The 19935-nt window shown below is 64.8% G+C and carries 17 protein-coding genes; 10 read left to right on the top strand and 7 right to left on the bottom strand.

Features of this window, described 5'->3' with window-relative positions; translation table 11 throughout:
• The first annotated feature begins 36 nt into the window (after positions 1 to 36).
• Positions 37 to 717 carry a DUF6975 family protein gene (locus tag M2333_RS04030; RefSeq protein ID WP_264605125.1) on the top strand — a complete coding sequence of 227 codons (681 nt, stop codon included), beginning with the start codon at positions 37 to 39 and terminating at the stop codon, positions 715 to 717.
• A 19-nt stretch (positions 718 to 736) separates the two neighbouring features.
• On the opposite strand, the gene M2333_RS04025 is transcribed toward M2333_RS04030, so the two are convergent.
• The 3 genes from M2333_RS04025 to M2333_RS04015 are packed head-to-tail and all read right to left on the bottom strand — an operon-like array spanning position 737 to position 3380.
• On the bottom strand, positions 737 to 1612 hold the full coding sequence (locus M2333_RS04025; RefSeq protein WP_264610937.1) for an EamA family transporter: 876 nt from the start codon (positions 1610 to 1612) through the stop codon (positions 737 to 739).
• A gap of 11 nt (positions 1613 to 1623) precedes the next feature.
• Positions 1624 to 2829, bottom strand: coding sequence for a DUF1343 domain-containing protein (locus tag M2333_RS04020; RefSeq protein WP_264610936.1), 1206 nt, complete (start codon positions 2827 to 2829; stop codon positions 1624 to 1626).
• A complete protein-coding gene (locus M2333_RS04015; RefSeq protein WP_264610935.1) occupies positions 2826 to 3380 on the bottom strand; it encodes a DOMON-like domain-containing protein in 555 nt (184 codons plus the stop codon). Before M2333_RS04015 ends, M2333_RS04020 begins: the two co-directional genes overlap by 4 nt.
• Before the next feature lie 63 nt (positions 3381 to 3443).
• Between M2333_RS04015 and tyrS the strand changes: the two genes are divergently transcribed.
• From tyrS to M2333_RS04000, 3 genes are all read left to right on the top strand, one after another.
• Positions 3444 to 4673 carry a tyrosine--tRNA ligase gene (tyrS, locus tag M2333_RS04010; RefSeq protein WP_264610934.1) on the top strand — a complete coding sequence of 410 codons (1230 nt, stop codon included), beginning with the start codon at positions 3444 to 3446 and terminating at the stop codon, positions 4671 to 4673.
• Between the two features lie 96 nt (positions 4674 to 4769).
• The gene (locus M2333_RS04005) at positions 4770 to 5096 is read left to right on the top strand and encodes a PilZ domain-containing protein (RefSeq protein WP_181559932.1); all 327 of its coding nucleotides are present in this window, start codon (positions 4770 to 4772) and stop codon (positions 5094 to 5096) included.
• Between the two features lie 31 nt (positions 5097 to 5127).
• A complete protein-coding gene (locus M2333_RS04000) occupies positions 5128 to 5484 on the top strand; it encodes a hypothetical protein (RefSeq protein WP_181559933.1) in 357 nt (118 codons plus the stop codon).
• Positions 5485 to 5487: 3 nt separating this feature from the next.
• Here the strand turns inward: M2333_RS04000 and recG are convergent, their stop codons facing one another.
• On the bottom strand, positions 5488 to 7554 hold the full coding sequence (recG, locus tag M2333_RS03995) for an ATP-dependent DNA helicase RecG (protein ID WP_264610933.1): 2067 nt from the start codon (positions 7552 to 7554) through the stop codon (positions 5488 to 5490).
• A gap of 97 nt (positions 7555 to 7651) precedes the next feature.
• Between recG and M2333_RS03990 the strand changes: the two genes are divergently transcribed.
• Together M2333_RS03990 and mfd are read left to right on the top strand one after the other, a co-directional pair.
• A complete protein-coding gene (locus tag M2333_RS03990) occupies positions 7652 to 7918 on the top strand; it encodes a succinate dehydrogenase assembly factor 2 (RefSeq protein WP_264585244.1) in 267 nt (88 codons plus the stop codon).
• A gap of 189 nt (positions 7919 to 8107) precedes the next feature.
• Positions 8108 to 11569 (top strand): transcription-repair coupling factor, encoded by a 3462-nt coding sequence (mfd, locus tag M2333_RS03985; RefSeq protein WP_264610932.1) that lies wholly within the window; start codon positions 8108 to 8110, stop codon positions 11567 to 11569.
• 438 nt (positions 11570 to 12007) lie between these two features.
• On the opposite strand, the gene M2333_RS03980 is transcribed toward mfd, so the two are convergent.
• Positions 12008 to 12355 (bottom strand): DUF6984 family protein, encoded by a 348-nt coding sequence (locus M2333_RS03980; protein ID WP_264610931.1) that lies wholly within the window; start codon positions 12353 to 12355, stop codon positions 12008 to 12010.
• Positions 12356 to 12497: 142 nt separating this feature from the next.
• Complete coding sequence (locus M2333_RS03975) at positions 12498 to 12986, bottom strand: GFA family protein (protein ID WP_181559938.1); 489 nt, start codon at positions 12984 to 12986, stop codon at positions 12498 to 12500.
• Between the two features lie 194 nt (positions 12987 to 13180).
• On the opposite strand from M2333_RS03975, the gene M2333_RS03970 reads away from it, so the two are divergent.
• Together M2333_RS03970 and lexA are read left to right on the top strand one after the other, a co-directional pair.
• Positions 13181 to 14077, top strand: a complete 897-nt coding sequence (locus tag M2333_RS03970; RefSeq protein WP_264610930.1) for a bestrophin family protein — start codon at positions 13181 to 13183, stop codon at positions 14075 to 14077.
• A 125-nt stretch (positions 14078 to 14202) separates the two neighbouring features.
• The gene (gene lexA / locus M2333_RS03965; RefSeq protein WP_264610929.1) at positions 14203 to 14907 is read left to right on the top strand and encodes a transcriptional repressor LexA; all 705 of its coding nucleotides are present in this window, start codon (positions 14203 to 14205) and stop codon (positions 14905 to 14907) included.
• Between the two features lie 24 nt (positions 14908 to 14931).
• Here the strand turns inward: lexA and M2333_RS03960 are convergent, their stop codons facing one another.
• Positions 14932 to 16974 carry a ComEC/Rec2 family competence protein gene (locus M2333_RS03960; protein WP_264610928.1) on the bottom strand — a complete coding sequence of 681 codons (2043 nt, stop codon included), beginning with the start codon at positions 16972 to 16974 and terminating at the stop codon, positions 14932 to 14934.
• Positions 16975 to 17117: 143 nt separating this feature from the next.
• Between M2333_RS03960 and gltX the strand changes: the two genes are divergently transcribed.
• Positions 17118 to 18575: a glutamate--tRNA ligase gene (gene gltX / locus M2333_RS03955; RefSeq protein ID WP_264575612.1), complete on the top strand. Its 1458-nt coding sequence runs from the start codon at positions 17118 to 17120 to the stop codon at positions 18573 to 18575.
• A gap of 18 nt (positions 18576 to 18593) precedes the next feature.
• Positions 18594 to 19880, top strand: coding sequence for a citrate synthase (locus M2333_RS03950; RefSeq protein ID WP_264570636.1), 1287 nt, complete (start codon positions 18594 to 18596; stop codon positions 19878 to 19880).
• Positions 19881 to 19935 lie beyond the last annotated feature (55 nt).

The raw sequence follows: 19935 nt of genomic DNA, 5'->3' as shown, positions 1-19935 counted from the left end.
TTGCCGGCCCGTCGGTTCGGCATTCTAAGGCTTGATATGGACCCGCGCCCGCTTGATTTCGTTGAGACCGGCCTTTCCGCCCGAGTGCTTGCGCTTGTGGAGAGCGAAGGGTCCGCGACACATTCCTACTGCGCGCCCGTGCTGGCCGGCGAGCGGATATCCTTTGCGCGGCACTCGGCCGACTTTGCGGACTTCATCCACCTTCTCGTTCTGCTCCACGGCCAGATCCCGGGCGTTGTCGATCATGCCGCTGTTCACACCGCAGAGCCGGTCGCCCGCGATTGGCTGATCCGCTCGACCAGCGCCTTTGCCGAAGAACGCGACTATATGCATCGCCTCTGCGCTGCGGCCGGGCCGGTGCCGAGCACGCCGCGTCATAGTGAGGCGACTGCGGCCATCGCCCAGCAAAGCCATGCCATTGAGATGCTTGCCCAGTCGGAACGGCGCGGTTGCGCGCTCGGCACGGCGATCACGCTGGTGCTGGAATGGCAGGCCATCCGCAAGATCCTCGACGTCGGTGCGCTCAGCCTCGGCATTGAGCCGGCCGAAACCACCCTCCCCAGCCAGTCCGACACGGTGGCTCTGCTGGACGACCTTCCCCAGGTCGAGCGCTTCTCGCGTGCCGTGCAATTCGGCGCCGATCAGTTGCTCGTGCAGCATCGCGGCATGTGGAACTTGCTCAATGCCAGGGCTGGCGCGCGACAGAGCAGCCAGTAAGATCGATTGAACGCCGGACTTATGCCGGCATGGCCTTTCTCCTGCTCATCACCGACCCCATGCTGGCTGTCACAACCATCGCAATGCCGGCGAGTTGGATGGCGCTGAGACGTTCACCCAGCATGAACAGCCCAGCCAGAACGGCGAAGGCCGGTTCGAGACTGGTCAGCACCGCAAAGTTGCGGGCTGGCAACCTGGGCAACGCATAAAGCTCCAGCGACAAGGGAATGGCTGCGGACAGGATCGCCACCAGCAGCGCGAGCGGAAGCAAGGCGGGCGCGAAGAGCCCCACCCCGTTCTGCATCATGCCCACCGGTACGACGAGAAGCGCGGCCACGCAGAGCGACAAGGCCGCACCTCCAGCGCCGAATGATGTTGCAACCCTGCGGCCGCACAGGATGTAGCCTGCCCAGCAGGCAGCAGCGATGAGCGCGAACAACAGTCCCACCGGTTCCAGCGCTCCTTTTGCGCCATCGGCACCCACCAGGCACCAGATGCCGAGGCCCGCCAGCGCGACCCATAACAAGTGGAGGGCACGCTTCGCCATGCAGGCGGCGAGCGTCAATGGCCCTAGAGACTGGATGGCGATTGCGATGCCCAGCGGCAGGTGCGCGATGGCGAGGTAGAAAAAGAGAATAGCCCCCGCAACGCAGGTACCAAGGCCAAGCAGCGCCAGCCAGTCCGGCCGCGCAGGCCACGCCCGCCACGGCCGGACCAACACCAGCAGAATGAGCGCCGCGAACAGGATGCGCAGGACTGACGCGCCGATCGGCCCGACCGAGGGATACAGCCCCTTGGCGAAAGCCGCCCCGAACTGGAAACAAGCCGTCGAACCCACCACAGCCAGCACCGGCAACAGCGCCAGCCCCGCCGCCGGTTCTGAGCCACCCTTCATCCTCCCACCGCTCAGTAAAGCAGATGGGCCGCGCGGGCCTCCGCCCATGCACGTTCGTCAGCCCCGGCAATATCATCCAAGTCCGCCGCCGCCGCGGCGCCATCATCCACCCACTCGCGGAGCAAGGGCGATCCATTGATGACGTCGATGGGCAGCTTGCCGATCTCATATTCATAAGGGAAATCGCGCCAGAGCGGATAGTCCGGGTACAGTGCCCGGATCGCCTTGAAGGCCAGTGCCTGCACCCGCCATGGGCGGAAGGTCTGATGCGCGTAAGCCGGCCCTTCGGCGTGGATATGGACGCCGGCGCACAAGGTGCCGACATGCTTGTGAAAGGTCGGCTCGAACGAGCAGTCGCGCAGGATGCACCCGTCCAGCCAATGCGGGGCCAGCGCCTGCATCTTGCCGATCACCTTGCGCGCATCGATATCCGGCGCGCCGAATAGCTCCAGCGGGCGCGTCGTCCCCCGCCCTTCCGATAGCGTCGCGCCTTCCAGCATGACCGTGCCGGCATAACAGCGGGCCATGTTGAGATTGGGCGCGTTGGGACTTGGATTGACCCAGATGCGCTCAGTGGGCCAGCCGAAGCCCGGCGCCGCCTCGGGCGCGTAGCCCTGCATCGCGATTACGCGATAACCCACGTTCAGACCGAAATGCGCAATGAACCAGTGCCCCAGCTCGCCCATGGTGAGGCCGTGGCGCATGGGCATCGGCCCGGCACCGACGAAGCTCTCCCAGCCTGACCTCAGCGTCAGGCCCTCGATGGGCCGCCCGGCGGGATTGGGCCGGTCCAGCACCCACACGCTCTTGCCAGCCCTTTCCGCTGCTTCGAGCAGATAGAGCAAAGTCGTCACGAAGGTGTAGATGCGACACCCCAAATCCTGCAGGTCGACGAGGAATATGTCGGCCGAGTCCATCATCTGCGCCGTCGGCCGGCGCACCTCGCCATACAGGCTGAACACCGGAATGCCGTGGGCAGGATCGATGAAATCCGGCGATTCCATCATATTGTCCTGCTTGTCGCCCCGCAGGCCGTGCTGCGGCCCCATGGCGGCAGTCAGCCGGATGTCGCCACAGGCCGCGAGCGCGTCGAGCGCATGGGTGAGGTCCGCGGTGACGGAAGCTGGATGCGCCAGCAGACAGATGCGCTGGCCGGCAAGCGGTGCACGCAGCGCGGGGTCGGCCAGCAGGCGATCGAGACCGGTGAGAAAGCTCATGCCCGGTCCACTGGCGGAAGCCGCAGCGCGAAGCAATCCCGGTGGTGAAAGTCTGGCCGTCCGGGTGGATGCGCCAGCGCCCAATAGCTCAGAGTCCCGTTCGCCTCCTCGATGACCGCGCTGGCGCCGATCGCCCCTGATCGATCCCAGACCAGAGCGTCCTCGGCCAAGCGGATGGACAGTGACAGCCGCTCGGCATCTGCCGCCTGCAGGATATGCGGCGCGGGGATGTCGAAGGGCCTCATGCCGGTGCGATAATGGTCGAAATGATAGGCCGCAAAGGCGCCGGAGGGCGAGAAATTATACTCGGCATAGGCATCATCGTCCTCCGCCACGAACAGCTCGAAGCAGGTGGTGCGCCATAGCTCATCGGTATGAATGCCTGGTGCGGCCTCGGGCAGACGCAGATCGGCAATCCGGCCCATGGCCACGAAGCCGATCTCCCAACCATGATCGTCGGTCAGCTCAATCTGCATGCCCAGCGCCGCCAGCGCATCGCTGGGCGTATCCGGATGGCAGACCAGAGCGGCGCGGGCCAAAATACTACTCATCCTTCCCATCCCATGCTAAGCGCCCCCGCGTTTCAATAACCCCGCGCTTCCCAAAGGGCGATCATGACAAGCTACAAGTCCGACCTGCTCAACCTGCTCGAAGAGCGGGGCTATATCCACCAGATTACCGACGCAAGCGCGCTGGATGCGCTCGCCGTCCGGCAGGTCGTTCCGGGCTATATCGGCTTTGATCCTACGGCGCCCTCGCTGCACGTCGGCTCGATGGTGCAAATCATGCTGCTGCGTCGCATGCAGCAGACCGGCCACAAGCCCATCGTGCTGATGGGTGGTGGCACCGGCAAGGTCGGCGACCCCAGCTTCAAGGATGAAGCGCGCAAGCTGATGACGGTCGAGACGATCAACAGCAACATCGCGTCCATCAAGACGGTGTTCGAGAAGTTCCTGACCTTCGGCGATGGTCCCACGGACGCGATCATGGCCGACAATGCCGAGTGGCTCGATGCGCTCGAATATCTGCCGTTCCTGCGGGATTACGGCCAGCATTTCTCCGTCAACCGGATGCTCAGCTTCGATTCAGTCAAGCTGCGGCTGGATCGCGAGCAGTCGCTGAGCTTCCTGGAGTTCAATTACATGATCCTCCAGGCCTATGACTTCCTCGAGCTTTCCCGTCGGGCAGGTTGCCGGCTGCAAATGGGCGGATCGGACCAGTGGGGCAATATCGTCAACGGCATCGAGCTTTCGCGCCGGGTGGATGGCACGGAAGTCTACGGCGTCACCACGCCGCTCATCACCACAGCCGACGGCGGCAAGATGGGCAAGACGATGGCGGGCGCCGTCTGGCTGAACGAGGCGATGCTGCCGCATTTCGACTATTGGCAGTTCTGGCGGAACACGGATGATCGCGATGTCGGGCGGTTCCTGCGCCTGTTCACCGATGTGCCGATGGACGAAATCCGGCGGCTCGAAGCGCTGCAAGGCGCGGAGATCAATGAGGCCAAGAAGATCCTCGCCAATGAGGCAACGGCGCTTTGCCGTGGCCGAGCCGCGGCGGATAGCGCTGCGGAAACCGCCCGCCTCACCTTCGAGCAAGGCGCGGCAGCGGCGGCGGATTTGCCCACCGTTCACGTAGCCGAAGGCAGCATCGCCCTGGTCACCGCCCTCACCCAGGCCGGGCTGGCTGCCTCCAATGGCGAGGCGCGCCGCAAGATCGCCGAAGGCGCTGTCCGCGTCGATGACGAGCCTGTGCGCGACGAAAAGCATCTGATTGCGATTGGCGAGACGCCGGTAAAGCTCAGCCTCGGCAAGAAGCGGCACGCTCTGCTCAGCCGCTAAGCTGCCGGAGCGGGGCGTTCGCGCCTCGATTACGCCGAGTTTATCAGATGTTTACCGGTCCCTGACAGGATCAGACTCCGACTGGGAGTCTGATCCATGACGTTTGCCTTCTCGATGGACGAGCCGCGCCGCTACGAACGGGACGCCGTGGAAAGCCCCGTGCAGATCTGGGGGGGCACCCTCCCGCCATCGCCGGCCGTGCTCATCAACATTTCGCCGAGCGGCTGCATGATCCGCTGCGATCAACTGGTGTCGATCGGCGAAAGCCTCACCATCGATGTGCCGCAGATCGGTATGTTGCGGGGGCGCGCGATCTGGGCGAATAGTGCGCGCCTCGGTGTCGAATTCGAGTCCGCGATCGCGGACAAGGAGTATGACATCATGCTCCTGCGGCTGAAGGGCCCCGATCATCCCGGCCGCTGACCCTCACGCCAGCCGCGCCGGAGCCTGAACGATGGGCGACGAAGCGTGGAGCCGGGCTGTCCGATCCGAGCTGAGTCACAGCCGGCGCCGCGTCGTTTCACGCGACGCCATCTCCTTCCAGACCCATGTATCCCGGCCGCGCGGCACGGACCCCATCGAGGTCGAGCTGATCGACTTTTCGGTCTGGGGATTTCAAGCCCGCTGCGGTTTCGCACGCTTCGAGCGCGGCGAACCGGTCGCCCTTCGCTTGCCGCTCATCACCACGCAGGATGCGCAAATCCGCTGGAGCCTGCGGGGATGCTTTGGCGCGCAATTCCTCCAGCCTATCGATGCGCGGGCCTATCTCGATATTCTGGCACGCATCACCCGGCCACAGACCGACGGCTGACGCTCAGCCGCTGGCGAGCAGACTGATCGCCGCATCGCGCTCGAACAGATAAAGGCACAGCCGCGCGGCCTGCCCGCGCGGGGAGGCCAGCCCGCCATCGCGGTCCATGAGCAGCCGGGCATCGTCATGCGCTGCATCCAGCAGAGACTGGATCTGTTCCGGGCTGGCCAGCCGGAAGCGCTGCTCGCCCGATTGGCGCGTACCGAGGATTTCGCCAGCCCCGCGCAATTTCAGATCTTCCTCTGCGATGCGGAAGCCATCATTGGTCTCCCGCATCAGGGCGAGACGCGAGCGCGCCGTTTCCGACAAATTACTCCCGTGCAGCAACATGCAGAAGCTGCGCTGATCGCCCCGCCCCACGCGCCCGCGCAACTGGTGCAATTGCGCAAGGCCGAAGCGCTCCGCCGCTTCCACGATCATCAGCGTGGCATTCGGCACGTCCACGCCGACCTCGATTACCGTCGTCGCCACCAGCAGCTTGAGCTGCCCGCGCGAGAAGGCCTCCATGACCGCGTCCTTCTCCGGGCCGGGCATCTGCCCGTGGACCATGCCGACGACATCCGCGCCGAACCGCGCCTTGAGCATCGCAGCGCGCGCTTCCGCCGCCGCCTCGTCGCCATCCTCGCTCTGCTCGACCAGCGGGCACACCCAATAGGCCTGACGCCCCGCCGCGATATGGCGGCCGAGCGCGGAGACGATATCTTCCAGCCGATCATCGCCGATCACCCGCGTGTCGATGCTCTGGCGACCGGGCGGCATCTCATCGAGCCTTGAGACGTCCATATCGCCATATTGCGCCAGGCAGAGCGTGCGGGGGATCGGGGTTGCCGTCATCACCAGCAGATGCGGCGTGCGCTCGGCCTTGGCGGTCAGCATCAACCGCTGCGACACGCCGAAGCGATGCTGCTCATCGATAACCGCGAGGCCGAGATTGCGATAGGTCACGGCCTCCTGGAAAATCGCATGGGTGCCCACGAGGATATGGATGCTGCCATCGGCCAGCCCCATCAGCGTCGATTCGCGCGCCTTGCCCTTGTCCCGCCCGGTGAGGATCGCGACGTTCACCGGCAGGCCGGCCAGCATTGTCTGGAGGCTGGCATAATGCTGGCGTGCGAGAATTTCCGTCGGCGCCAGAAAGGTCGCCTGCGCACCGGCCTCCACTGCATTGAGCAGAGCCATCAAGGCAACCAGCGTCTTGCCCGAGCCGACATCGCCCTGCAGCAGCCGGAGCATCGGCACCGCCTGCGCCATGTCCCCCTCGATCTCGGCAGACGCACGGCGCTGGGCACCGGTTGGGGCAAATGGCAGGCGCAAGGCGTCGCGCAAATGTCCGTCGCCCGCCAGCGGAAATCCGCGCCGGCGGCGGGTCGAGGCGCGCAGCAGCATCAACGCAAGCTGGCTGGCGAACACCTCGTCATAGGCCAGCCGCTCGCGCGCGGCCTTTGCGCCGGGCGTCTCGTGCGTGGCCTTGAGCGCTTCCTGCCAGCTCGGCCAGCCCTTGTGGGCGCGCAGCCCCGGTTCGATCCACTCATCCAGAGCCGGGCCGCGCTCGACCGATTGCGCGACAAGATCGCGCAGTCGGCCATTGGTGATGCCGTCCGAAAGACCGTAGACGGGCTCGCAATCGGCAATCTGTCCAGCTTCCTCGACCGGCACGACATGATCGGGGTGGACGATCTGCAACTCGTCCCCGAACTGATCGAGCCGACCAGAGACGAAACGCGGCTCGCCGAGCGGGAAAAGCTTGCGGGACCATCCGCTGTTCTTGCCGAAATAGACGATACTCACCGGATCGCCGGCCATATCCACGGCGCGGATCCGGAACGGCGCCCGTGCGGTGCCGGACGCGCGATACTCTTGCGCGGTCAGCACCAGCGCGACCATCCGCCCCGTCTCGGCTTCCGCGAGCCGCCGGACGCGCTGCCGCTCGATCCAGCTCACCGGCAGATGGAAGGCGAGATCGACCACGCGCGTGAGGCCCAGGCGCTCCAGCGGCTTGGCCGAAGCGCTTCCCACGCCCTTGAGCGCCGTGCTTTCCGTGAACAGCGGATTGAGAATGTCGGGCCGCATCGCTATCTGCCCTAGTCGAAGCTGGAGGGCCGGAAAAGTGCCCGCCGGCCAATCATGACAAAACGCGCACCCGAGCGCCGCGCGAAAAGGACCGGACATGATCGACGAGACCCGCCTGCGCCGCCTCAAATTCCGCGCCTGGCACCGCGGCACGAAGGAAGCGGATCTCATGATCGGCGGCTTCTTCGATGCCCACGCCGCGAGCTTCACGCAGGAACAAGCCGATCTGTTCGAGGCGCTGCTCGAGGAAGAGGATGTCGACATCATGGCTTGGGCCATCGGCACTCTTCCCTGCCCCGCGCATTACGAAGGCGCGATGATGGAAGCGATGCGCAGGCTTGATTATGTCCCGATTGCGAAGTGATCCCTCCCCTTTCTTGACCCTCCCAACCTCCGTTCGGTTCGAGCGTAGTCGAGAACCAGCGGGCCAACGCCAATCCCAAAGCGCTACCCGTGTCTCGACTTCAGCCTCTGGCTGAAGTTTATCCTGAGCGCCCGCCCTGCGGGCAGTCGAAGGGCTCGACACGAACGGAAGGCAGAGTCGAACACACTAATGACCGACATATCCCGCATCCTCTCGGCCAAGGCGCCGCTCACCCTGTCCGGCGTGCCTGCAGGGTTCCTACCGGTTCTGCTGGCGGACCTCGCCCGCGCGGCGAAGGAGCGCGCCTGCTTCATCGCCGCCGACGGCCAGATGGCGGACGCGATAGCGCAGACCGTGCATTATTTCGCGCCAGAGCTGGAGGTGGTGAGCATCCCGGCCTGGGATTGCCTGCCTTACGACCGCGCTTCCCCTTCGCTGCGCGCCGCGTCCGAGCGGCTGGCGGGCCTGCACGCCCTGCAGGGCAAGCCCAAGGGTCCGCAGCTGGTCATCACCACCGTCAACGCGGTCACGCAGAAGACACTGACACCCTTCCGCATCCGCCAGATGGTCGCGCGCCTGGCTCCGAACGAGCGGATTGCCATCGACCGGTTGGTCAGCCTGCTCCAGTCTAACGGCTATGTCCGCACCGATACGGTGCATGATGCCGGCGAATATGCCGTGCGCGGCGGCATCGTCGACCTCTATCCCTCGGGCGAACCCGGCCCGCTGCGGCTCGATTTCTTCGGCGACGAGATCGAGACGCTGCGCCGGTTCGATCCCGCGACGCAGCGCACCACCGGTGCGGTCGATGGCTTCATGCTCCTGCCCGCCTCCGAAGCGCTGCTCGATGAGGAGAGCATCAAGCGCTTCCGCAGTCGCTACCGCGAGATGTTCGGCGCGACCGCCACGGGTGACCCGCTGTATCAGGCGGTGAGCGACGGGCGGCGGCTGGCCGGCATGGAGCATTGGCTGCCACTGTTCGAGGACCGGCTCGTCCCGCTCACCGAACATCTGCCGGAGGGCACGCTGTGGATTCGCGAGGCCGGCACTGCTGGCGCGGCCGAGGCCCGCTTCGAGGCGATCCGTGACTATCACGCCAACCGCACAACTGCCGCAGCGGCCTCGCCGGGCAGCTATCGCCCGCTGCAGCCGGATCAGCTCTATCTGACTGCCGATCGATGGACGCAAAGCGTCGAGGCGCTGCCGATCCACCTCATCTCCAGCTTCCACGAGCCCGAGAGCGCCCATGTGGTCGATTTCGGCGTGGACAGCGCCCGCGACTTCGCGCCGGAGCGGGCGCAGGGCGGCAATGTCTATGAGGCGGTGGCCAAGCATCTGGAACAAAGCCGGCGCAAGGGCCGCAAGCGCATCATCGCCAGCTACTCCATCGGCGCGCGCGAGCGACTGAAGGGCTTGCTTGAAGACCACGGCGTGCGCGGCGTCACACTGGTCGATAGCTGGCAGGAAGCGCTCGGCGCGCCCGCGGGCCGCGTCGCGCTGGCCGTGCTGCCGCTCGATCACGGCTTTGCCAATGCCGAACTGGAGGTGCTGACCGAGCAGGACATGCTCGGCGATCGTCTGGTGCGGCGCCAGAAGCGGCGCAAGAGCGCGGATGCCTTCTTGGCGGAACTCGCCACGCTCACCCCCGGCGATCTCGTCGTCCATGTCGATCATGGCATCGGGCGCTATGAGGGCCTGACCTCGATCCCGGTCGGCAAATCGCCGCATGACTGCGTGGCGCTGGCTTATGCCGGCGGCGACAAGCTCTACGTGCCAGTCGAGAATCTCGACGTGCTCTCCCGCTACGGTTCGGGCGAGGATGCGGTCGCGCTGGACAAGCTGGGCGGCGAGGCCTGGCAACGCCGCAAGGCGCGGATGAAGGAGCGCATCCGGGAGATCGCCGGAGAGCTGCTTGCCACTGCTGCCCAGCGCGCTTTGCGCGCTGCCCCTGCCTATGAGGCGGAAAGCGCCGGCTATCCCGCCTTCGTCGACCGCTTCCCCTATGAGGAAACCGAGGATCAGGATCGCGCAATCAGCGATGTGCTTGACGATCTGGCCGCCGGCAAGCCGATGGACCGGCTGGTCTGCGGCGACGTGGGCTTCGGCAAGACTGAGGTCGCGCTGCGCGCCGCGTTCGTCGCCGCGATGGCCGGCGCGCAGGTCGCGTTGATCTGCCCGACCACCCTGCTTGCGCGCCAGCATCACCTCAATTTCGAGGAGCGGTTCCGCGGCTTCCCGCTCAAGGTCGGGCGCCTCTCCCGCCTTGTCGGCACCACCGAGACCAAGGCGACCAAGGACGGCCTGGCGGACGGCACCATCGACATCGTCATCGGCACCCATGCCCTGCTGACCAAGGGGCTGGAGTTCAAGCGGCTCGGGCTGGTGATCGTGGATGAAGAGCAGCGCTTTGGCGTGGTCCACAAGGAGCGCCTCAAGCAGCTCAAGGCGGACGTCCACGTCCTCACCCTCACCGCCACGCCGATCCCACGCACGCTGCAAATGGCGATGAGCGGATTGCGCGAGCTGTCCGTCATCCAGACGCCGCCGGTGGATCGCCTCGCCGTGCGCACCTATGTCATGCCGTGGGATGACGTGGTGCTTCGCGAGGCGCTGCTGCGCGAGCATTATCGCGGCGGGCAGACCTATTTCGTCGTGCCGCGCATCTCGGACATGCCGGACATGGAGGATTTCCTCCGCGAGAAGGTGCCCGAAGTGCGCGCCATTTCCGCGCATGGCCAGATGTCGGCCAGCGAGGTCGAGGAGCGCATGTCCGCCTTCTACGAGCGCAAATATGATGTGCTGCTCTCGACGACCATCGTCGAATCCGGCCTCGATATCCCGAGTGCCAACACCATCATCATCCACCGCGCCGACCGTTTCGGCCTCGCCCAGCTCTACCAGTTGCGGGGCCGGGTCGGCCGCTCGAAGACGCGCGCCTATGCCTATATGACGACTCCGGCCGACCGGCTGACGACGGAGACGGCAGAAAAGCGACTGAAAGTCCTGTCCGATCTCGATACGCTGGGCGCAGGATTCCAGCTTGCGAGCCATGATCTCGACATTCGCGGCGCCGGCAATCTCGTCGGTGACGAGCAGAGCGGCCACATCAAGGAAGTCGGCTTCGAGCTTTACCAGTCGATGCTGGAAGAGGCGATCATGGAAGCCAAGGCCGGCGGTGCCGCGCTCGCCCCGGCGCCGGACAAGTCCTCGCCGCAGATCAATGTCGAGGCGCCGATCATGATCCCGGAGGATTATGTGCCGGATCTCGACCTGCGCATGGGCCTCTATCGCCGCATCAACGAGCTGGAGGACAAGGGCGCCATTGAGGCCTTCGCCGCCGAGCTGATCGACCGCTTCGGCCCGCTACCGGACCCCACCCAGAATCTGCTGACGCTGATCGACGTGAAGCTCAATTGCCGCAAGGCGGGCATCGCCAAGATCGACATCGGCCCACGTGGCGCGCTGGTGAGCTTCCAGAACGACCAGTGCCGCAATCTTCCGGGCCTGATCGGCTACGTCCAGAAGCTCGGCGCCATCGCCAAGCTGCGGCCCGACAGCAAGCTGGTGATCCAGCGCGCCTGGGGTGATCCCAGGGCACGGTTGAATGGGGCGCTCAAGCTGAGCCAGGGGTTGGCGAAGAGTATTGGTTGAGGGGTGGATTACCGCGACAGCGCGCGATGTGGGTATGTGTTGGCACGACGCCGTAGGGTCGAAGCAGAGAATCCGGATTGTCAGCTTTCCTCGACACTGAGGAGCCATCATGGCTGCTGTCGATAACAGCTCCCCGCCTGCGAACAAGCTATGGAAATCGGCCTTCTTACCTTTACCGCTCGTGCTGAGTAGGGTCTGAGGAGCGCCGCAGGCGCGTATCGAAGAGCCGTATCGAAGCATCCCAGTGCACGGGCCGGTCCTTCGATACGCCGCTTCGACAAGCTCAGCAGCGACTCAGGACGAACGGAGGGAATTCCGACAATGGCGTCGCGCCTGATCAGTCCGTGTTCAACACCAACGTCGGACCACAGCCGTAGCCGCTTTGAAGCGGTGACGAAGGATCGGTGAACGACATGTTCTAGCGTGGGAAGCGGCCGCTCAAGCCGGAGCGCGTTTGTCGAAGAATGAACAAGGCTCAGGGATTTTGATAAGTGGGCTGAAATCAACCTTCCAAAGATCAAGTTCGTACAGATCCCCGTCTTGGTCCAGAATCAACCCAACCCTAACTTGCATCCCATCTTCGTCGTAAAAGCCGCAAGAGCCAGCCTCGCCTCCATATGTGCGTTCGAGCTTTTGCGATACAAATGACAGGCCTCCCATCCCGCCATCATCCATCTCCTCAACGAGAAGCTCAGGCGGCAGGGCGTTACTGCACTCGTTCACCTCCCAAAGGTAGGCAACCAACGCCCGCTCTTCAGGCTTAAGAGGGCGAGGTGCAGAGTGCATTTAACGTCAAATAAGGGATTCAATATTGACTGCAATGACATGGTATCTGGACAGGCAGGTTTTAAGATTGCCGATGATAGCTGACGTTCTTGCCACCAACCCACTTCACGGCCGCCCCTGGAAGCGTCCCGCCCGAACCGTCCTACTCAATCCATAGCCCATGCGCCCGGTGCCAGTCTTCCAGCCCCTCGTCTGGATAGCCGTCGAAGCACTGGTCGTTCCGCCCGATCTGCGGTTCGACCCAATTCGCCTTTGATCCGAGCATCATGTGCACGAGCGACGGCGCCTTGGGCAAATCGCTGTCGATCGCGGAAGCGAAAGGGTGGAGCAGGTCAGGATACTCCGGGCTGAACACCCAGAGCGCGCTCGCGCAGGACGGGCAGAAGTGCCGCTCGCCGGTGCTGACCTGGCAGCTGCCTTCACCATCGTCCAGCGTAGCGTGATAGATGGCGGTCTCGCCTTGCACCTTGAGCGTGCGCTTGTCGGCGTGGAGATTGATGGCATAGCCGCCACCGCCGGCGGTCTTGCGGCAGATCGAGCAATAACAGCGCAGGAATGGCACCGGCGCGTGGCTGTCGACGGACAAGCGCACGGCGCCGCATCGACAGGAACCTTCGAGCTTGAGGGGCATGGCACGGTCCTCTTGTGGTGATCGTCTCTCGAGCTGAACCGCTCTTATCTCCGCCGGTTCCCTCAGCGCCCATTGCGCGCTTCCCCTTGCGGCCACTTAATCCTTGATCTGCGCGCGCATCCTCCGCATGGCGAGCGCGCCCGGTGCCCGGCCCATGTCCGGTGGCCGCGTGCCCTGGCAGGAGATGTCCGCCCTTGATCGTTCGCAACCGCCTTGGCTTGCTCGAAGTGCTGTTCGCCTACCGCGGCACGATCATGCCGCATATCCAGCATCGGCTGGCGGGCATCGCCGTGGCCAGTGTCGCGGCCATTCTCGCGGCCCGCGCCTGGCCGGGGCTGTTCGCGCAGATCAGCGGCATTCCGTTCGCGCTGATCGGCCTGTCGCTCTCCATCTTCATGAGCTTCCGCAACAGTGCCTGCTATGATCGCTGGTGGGAGGGTCGCAAGCAATGGGGCGCGCTGATCATCGCGAGCCGCTCCTTCGCGCGACTCACCTCCTCGCTGCCTGAGGAGGAACGCACCCCGCTGCTCCGCGGCATCTGCGGCTTCACCAACGGCCTCGCCGCCCGCCTGCGCCAGCACGACGAGGCGGCCGCGATCGGCCGGTGGGTAAAGGATGGGCCATGGCGCACCTCCCCGAACCCGACCGACACCGTACTTTACGAGATGGGCGCGCACTGCTTGCGCATGTCCGCAGATGAAAAGATCAACCCGATCCATCATTCGCTCATCGAGGGCCAACTCAAGGCGCTCAGCGATGTGCAGGCGGCCTGCGAGCGGATCGCCAGCACGCCGGTGCCGTTCACCTATTCGCTCATTCTCCACCGCACGACCTACGTCTTCTGCCTATTGCTGCCCTTCGCATTGGCGGGCTCGCTGGGCTGGTGGGCCCTCATTCCGGTGCTGGTGGCGAGCTATACCTTCTTCGGACTGGACGCCTTGGGCGATCAGCTGGAAGACCCGTTCGGCTATGATCCCAACGATTTGCCGCTCGATGCGATGACACGGACGATCGAACGCGAAATGCTCGCCCGCCTCGGCGCGACCGACCTCCCCGCACCCATCGCGCCCGATCAGCACATCCTGACCTGATCGCTCGCCCGTGCGTGGGGCTACACGCAGCCCAACAAAACGTGAGATATTTGGCCGATCCGTGTTGACGTGCCTCGATTCGTTTCCTAAACGTTCTCCGTCCGTTCCATATTGGGGAACCACTCATGTTGACCGCCAAGCAACAGCAACTGCTCAGCTACATCAAGCATCATCTCGATCAGGGTGGCGTCTCGCCCAGTTTCGAGGAGATGAAGGAAGCGCTGGACCTCAAGTCGAAGTCCGGTATCCATCGGCTGATCAGCGCGCTGGAAGAGCGCGGCTTCATCCGCAGGCTGCCCAATCGCGCGCGGGCGCTCGAAATCCTCAAACTGCCGGATGGTATGCCCGTGGCGGAGCGGACGGAAGAGCCGGCGGCGGCCACCAGCGTGACCCCGCTGCGCAAGGCGCCCACCGCGCCGGCGCGGACGATCCCCATCGCCGCCAATGACGTGATCGAAATTCCGCTGCATGGGCGCATCGCCGCCGGTCTTCCCATCGAGGCGATGGAGAGCGACACCATGTTGCCGGTCCCGGCCGCGTTGCTGGGCGCCGGCGATCATTACGCGCTAGAAGTCTCCGGTGACTCGATGATCGAAGCAGGGATTTTTGACGGTGACTTCGCGCTGATCCAGCGGACCGAGACGGCGCGCGACGGCCAGATCGTCGTTGCCCTCATCGACGAGAATGAAGCGACGCTCAAATATTTCCATCATGACGGCCGCAAGGTGCGGCTCGATCCTGCCAATCGCGACCATGAGCCCCAAACCTATGAGGCGCGGCAGGTGCGCATTCAGGGCCGGCTCGCGGGGCTCCTGCGACGCTATAACTGAGACGGGCGATATGGGGCGCCGGCTCTAGCGCGAGCCGGTGCCCGCGATCCAGGGATGGCGGCTGCGCGGGTCGTGGCCCGGCACGATCTCCCGACTGTCGAGCAGGATCAGTGCACCGCCCATGGCATTCAGCGCAGGCCGATCCAGCTTTGCCCAGCGCGGCACACATCCCGGCGGCAGGCGCCGGTCAGCGATCACAAGATCAGCCTGTGCGCAGGCGGCCACCAGTTCGGGATAGGGAACGAGCAGGCGCGAGCGACTGATCAGCAGGTGAACCGGCGGCTGGCCGGTACGGCCCGTCAAGGTCATCGCGCACATGTCCCGCGTGCATCGCGTGTCCGGCGCCTGCGTCAGGGACGCAAACTCACCGTCATAGGCGCCGGCCTCGGCCAAAGTCGTACGAACATAATCCCCGCTTCGGTCCCGCAACAACGCCATGCGCCCATCGCCCAGGCGCACCGCCACATGATGACCATCGGCGGTGACCAGCACATCGGCGGACGGCGCTAGAAATGTCAGGAAAAAGCCGAGCGCCGCCAGAGGCAGGCCCCACCAACGCAGCGCCGTGTGCCAGAGCATCAGCCACAAGAGGCCGATCATGGCGAGCGCAAAGGCCAGTCCGCTGGAGACGGGCAGCGATAGCGTCGCAAAGGGCTGACTGGCGACAGTATGCGCAATCCACAGCAGGAACTTGAGCGCCACACCGACCACCCACCAGACCGGCGCCCCCAGCCCCACAGCGTCGAGCACCAGCGCGAGGACCTCGGCGGGCATTACCACAAAACTTGTGAGCGGAATGGCGATCATATTGGCCGCAGCGCCAAGCAGGCCCGAGCGATGAAAATGAGCGAAGGCAATCGGCGTCAGCACCAGCTCCACCAGCAAACCTGTCGCCAGCAAGGCGCCGAGGCTGCGGGTCCAGCGCTTTATCCGCCCCTCGTCGCGTCGCTCGAACAGCCGCCGTGCGGGGGGATATTCGTAAAGCGCCACAATCGCGGTCACGGCGACGAAGCTCATCTGGAAGCTGGGGCCGATGACAGCCTCGGGCCAAAAGATCATCACGATCAGCGCGCCGGTCGCAATCAAGCGCAGCCCGATGGCCTCACGGCCCAGAGCCATGCCGGCGATTACCAGCAGAGCGGCAATGCACGAGCGGATCGTCGGCACCTGCGCCCCGGTGAACACAGTGTAGCCGATGCCCGCCGCGCCGCCCACGCAGGCGGCGATCATCAGCACCGGCCAGCGCAGCGCAAGGGTCGGCGAAAGCGCAAGCAGACTAACCATGATGAGAATCACGCCGCCGATCAGCGCGGAGACGTGCAAGCCACTGATCGAGAGCAGATGGGCAAGCCCGCTGCGCCGCATCGCGTCCGCATCCGCCTCACTGATCCAGTTCTGATTGCCCGTGGCGAGCGTGATCGCGATCGTCCCTTCCGGCCCCGGCAACCGCGCGGCGATGTGGTGGGCGAGAGTCGCGCGCGCATCCCCGCCAGGGGGTGCCGCATCGAGGCGCTGCACTTTGTCGAGTGCCCGCCCGGTAGCGCCGAGGCCGGAAAAATAGGCCGTCCGCGCAAAATCATAAGCGCCCGGCAGGGCAGCCGGTGCAGGCGGCATTAGCCGCGCTCGGACGGCAATGCGGTCCCCTGCGGCAATCTCCTCTGCCATCTGATCGGGCGCCGCGTTGATGCGGACCCGCGTCGGCAGATCGGGCCGCGACAGCGGCGCGACCTCCAGCCGCACCAGTCCCCGGGCAGCCAAGGGCGTTGCCGAGAGGACTCGAGCCTCCATTTCCACCACCGCGGCGCGCGCAAGTGGCGGCTGCGCAACAAGAAGCGCTTTGGCCCAGATCAGCAGACAGCCCGCCGCCAGCAGCACCGCGCCAACGGCGAGCGCAGCGGGCAAGCGTCCTCCGCGCCCCACGGCGCCAAACGCGGCGGCGACGCCCAGCCAGAAGGCGATCCACGCCATCCACTGCGGTGGCGCAGGCAGGGTGAACCACGCGATAATCCCGGCGCCCAGCAGGATCGGCACCCACAGTGGGAGTTGCGCCCGCTCAGCCTCCAGCACCGATTCCGCTCGCGCATGAAGCCGTCCCAACCAGACACTGCTGCGGCGCAACAACGGTATTTGTCGAGCCGGAAAAGGCGTGCTAGGGGCATTCTCGTTCACTAGGAAACCCACCCGCGACATAAGGGAAAAGCAGGCATAGCGTGGCAGAAGGACGGAAACAAACAGGCACGGTCGTCACCCGCTTTGCCCCCTCGCCTACGGGATATCTCCACATTGGCGGCGCACGCACGGCGCTGTTCAACTATCTTTTCGCCCGTCACCATGGCGGCAAGTTCCTGCTGCGCGTCGAGGATACCGACCGCGCCCGCTCGACCGAATCCGCGATCGAGGCGATCTTCGACGGCTTGAGCTGGCTGGGCCTTGCAGGCGATGACGAACCGGTCTTCCAGTTCGCGCGTGCGGCACGCCATGCCGAGGTCGCCAACGCCCTGCTCGACGCCGGCCATGCCTATAAATGCTTCGCGACTCCCGAAGAGCTGGCAGCCCTACGCGAGCAGCAACGCGCCGCGCGTCAGCCGATGCGCTACGACGGGCGCTGGCGCGACCGTGATCCCTCCGAAGGCGGCGATGCCCCCTATGTCATTCGCCTGAAGGCGGCCCGCGAGGGCGAAACCGTCATCGAAGATGCCGTGCAGGGCCGTGTGGTCGTGCAGAATGCCGAGCTGGACGACATGATCCTGCTCCGCTCGGACGGCACGCCAACCTATATGCTCGCCGTCGTCGTGGACGATCATGACATGGGCGTCACCCATGTGATCCGTGGCGATGACCATCTCAACAACGCCTTCCGCCAGCTCGGCATCATCCGCGCGATGGGCTGGCCCGAGCCGGTCTATGCGCACATCCCGCTGATTCACGGGCAGGATGGCGCCAAGCTCTCCAAGCGGCATGGCGCCATGGGCGTCGATGCCTATCGCGACGAGCTCGGCATGCTGCCGGAGGCCGTGAATAACTATCTGCTGCGACTCGGCTGGGGCCATGGCGATGATGAGATCATCAGCCGCGAGCAGGCCGTCGAATGGTTCGATCTGCCGGGCGTGGGTCGCTCGCCGTCTCGATTCGACCTCAAGAAGCTCGAAAATCTGAACGGCCACTACATTCGCGAGGCCGATGACGGTCGCCTCGCTCTGCTCGTCGCCGAGCGGATGGATCCGCTGGACGACGATGCCGCGGCCCAGGCCCGGCTGCACCAGCTTGCGGCGATCATGCCCGCGCTCAAGCCCCGCGCCAAGACGCTGCTGGAGCTGACCGACGGCGCCGCGTTCCTGTTTGCCAAACGGCCGCTCGCGGTCGAGGAGGCTGCCGCCAAGCTGCTCGACGAGAATGCACGAGTGCTGCTCGGCACCGTGGTCGAACAGCTGCGGGCGCTGCCCGACTGGTCGCTTGAGTCGCTTGAGGCGGCCATCCGCGCGATCGCGGAAGAGGCAGGCCTTGGCCTTGGAAAGATTGCACAGCCACTGCGCGTTGCTTTAACGGGACGGACGACGTCGCCCGGTATCTTCGACGTGCTACTCCATCTTGGTCGGGACGAAACCTTGGGCCGCCTGCAGGATCAGGCCGGACTCCTTCAGGCTTCCGGGTCCGGACCACAAATTTGAGCAATAAGGGGTGAAGGAATGAGCGACAGCACAGTCAAAATGACCGTCGAGGGCAAGGATCTCGAATGTAAGGTCGTCGAAGGTTCCGTCGGCCCCAAGGTCATCGACATTCGCAAGCTCTATGCCCAGACGGGCATGTTCACATATGATCCCGGCTTCACCTCAACGGCGAGCTGCGATTCGGCACTGACCTATATCGATGGCGATGAGGGCGTGCTCCTTCACCGCGGCTATCCCATCGATCAGCTCGCGGAGCAGTCGAGCTTCATGGAAGTAGCCTATCTGCTGCTGCGCGGCTCGCTCCCCTCCAAGGACGAGTTCGAGCTGTTCGAGCGGACGATCACGCGCCACACGATGGTGCACGAGCAGCTCTCCACCTTCTTCCGCGGCTTCCGTCGCGATGCGCACCCCATGGCGATCATGTGCGGCGTGGTCGGCGCGCTGTCCGCCTTCTACCACGATTCCACGGACATCACCGATCCGCACCAACGGATGATCGCGAGCCACCGTCTCATCGCCAAGATGCCGACGCTCGCCGCCATGGCCTACAAATATTCGGTCGGTCAGCCCTTCGTCTATCCCAGCAATGACCTGAGCTACACCGGCAACTTCCTGCGCATGACCTTCTCGGTGCCCGCCGAGGAATATGTGGTCGATCCCGTCGTCGAGGCGGCGATGGACAAGATCTTCATCCTGCATGCCGATCACGAGCAGAACGCCTCCACCTCGACCGTGCGCCTCGCCGGTTCCTCGGGCGCCAATCCGTTTGCGTGCATCGCGGCGGGCATCGCCTGCCTATGGGGCCCGGCGCATGGCGGCGCCAACGAAGCGGCGCTCAACATGCTCCGCGAGATCGGCACCGTGGATCGCATCCCGTCCTACATCGCCCGCGCCAAGAACAAGGACGATCCGTTCCGCCTGATGGGCTTCGGCCACCGGGTGTACAAGAATTACGACCCCCGCGCTAAGGTGATGCAGGCGACCGCCAAGGAAGTGCTGGACAAGCTGGGCGTCAGCGACCCCATCTTCGACGTCGCCCGCGAGCTGGAGCAGATCGCGCTGCACGACGAATATTTCATCGAGAAGAAGCTCTACCCGAATGTGGACTTCTACTCGGGCGTGATCCTGTCGGCGATCGGCTTCCCGACGGACATGTTCACGGTGCTCTTCGCCCTCGCCCGCACCGTCGGCTGGGTCGCGCAGTGGAACGAGATGATCTCGGACCCAGAGCAGAAAATCGGCCGTCCCCGTCAGCTCTACACCGGCCCGACGCAGCGCGATTATGTCCCGATGGACAAGCGCTGAGCCTCAGCTGGCTTATTCATGGATTAGAAAAAGGGGCGCCCGAAGCGCCCCTTTT

Source organism: Sphingobium sp. B11D3B (assembly GCF_025961735.1).
Classification (GTDB): Bacteria; Pseudomonadota; Alphaproteobacteria; order Sphingomonadales; family Sphingomonadaceae; genus Sphingobium.
This window is presented reverse-complemented; position numbering and strand designations above follow the sequence as displayed.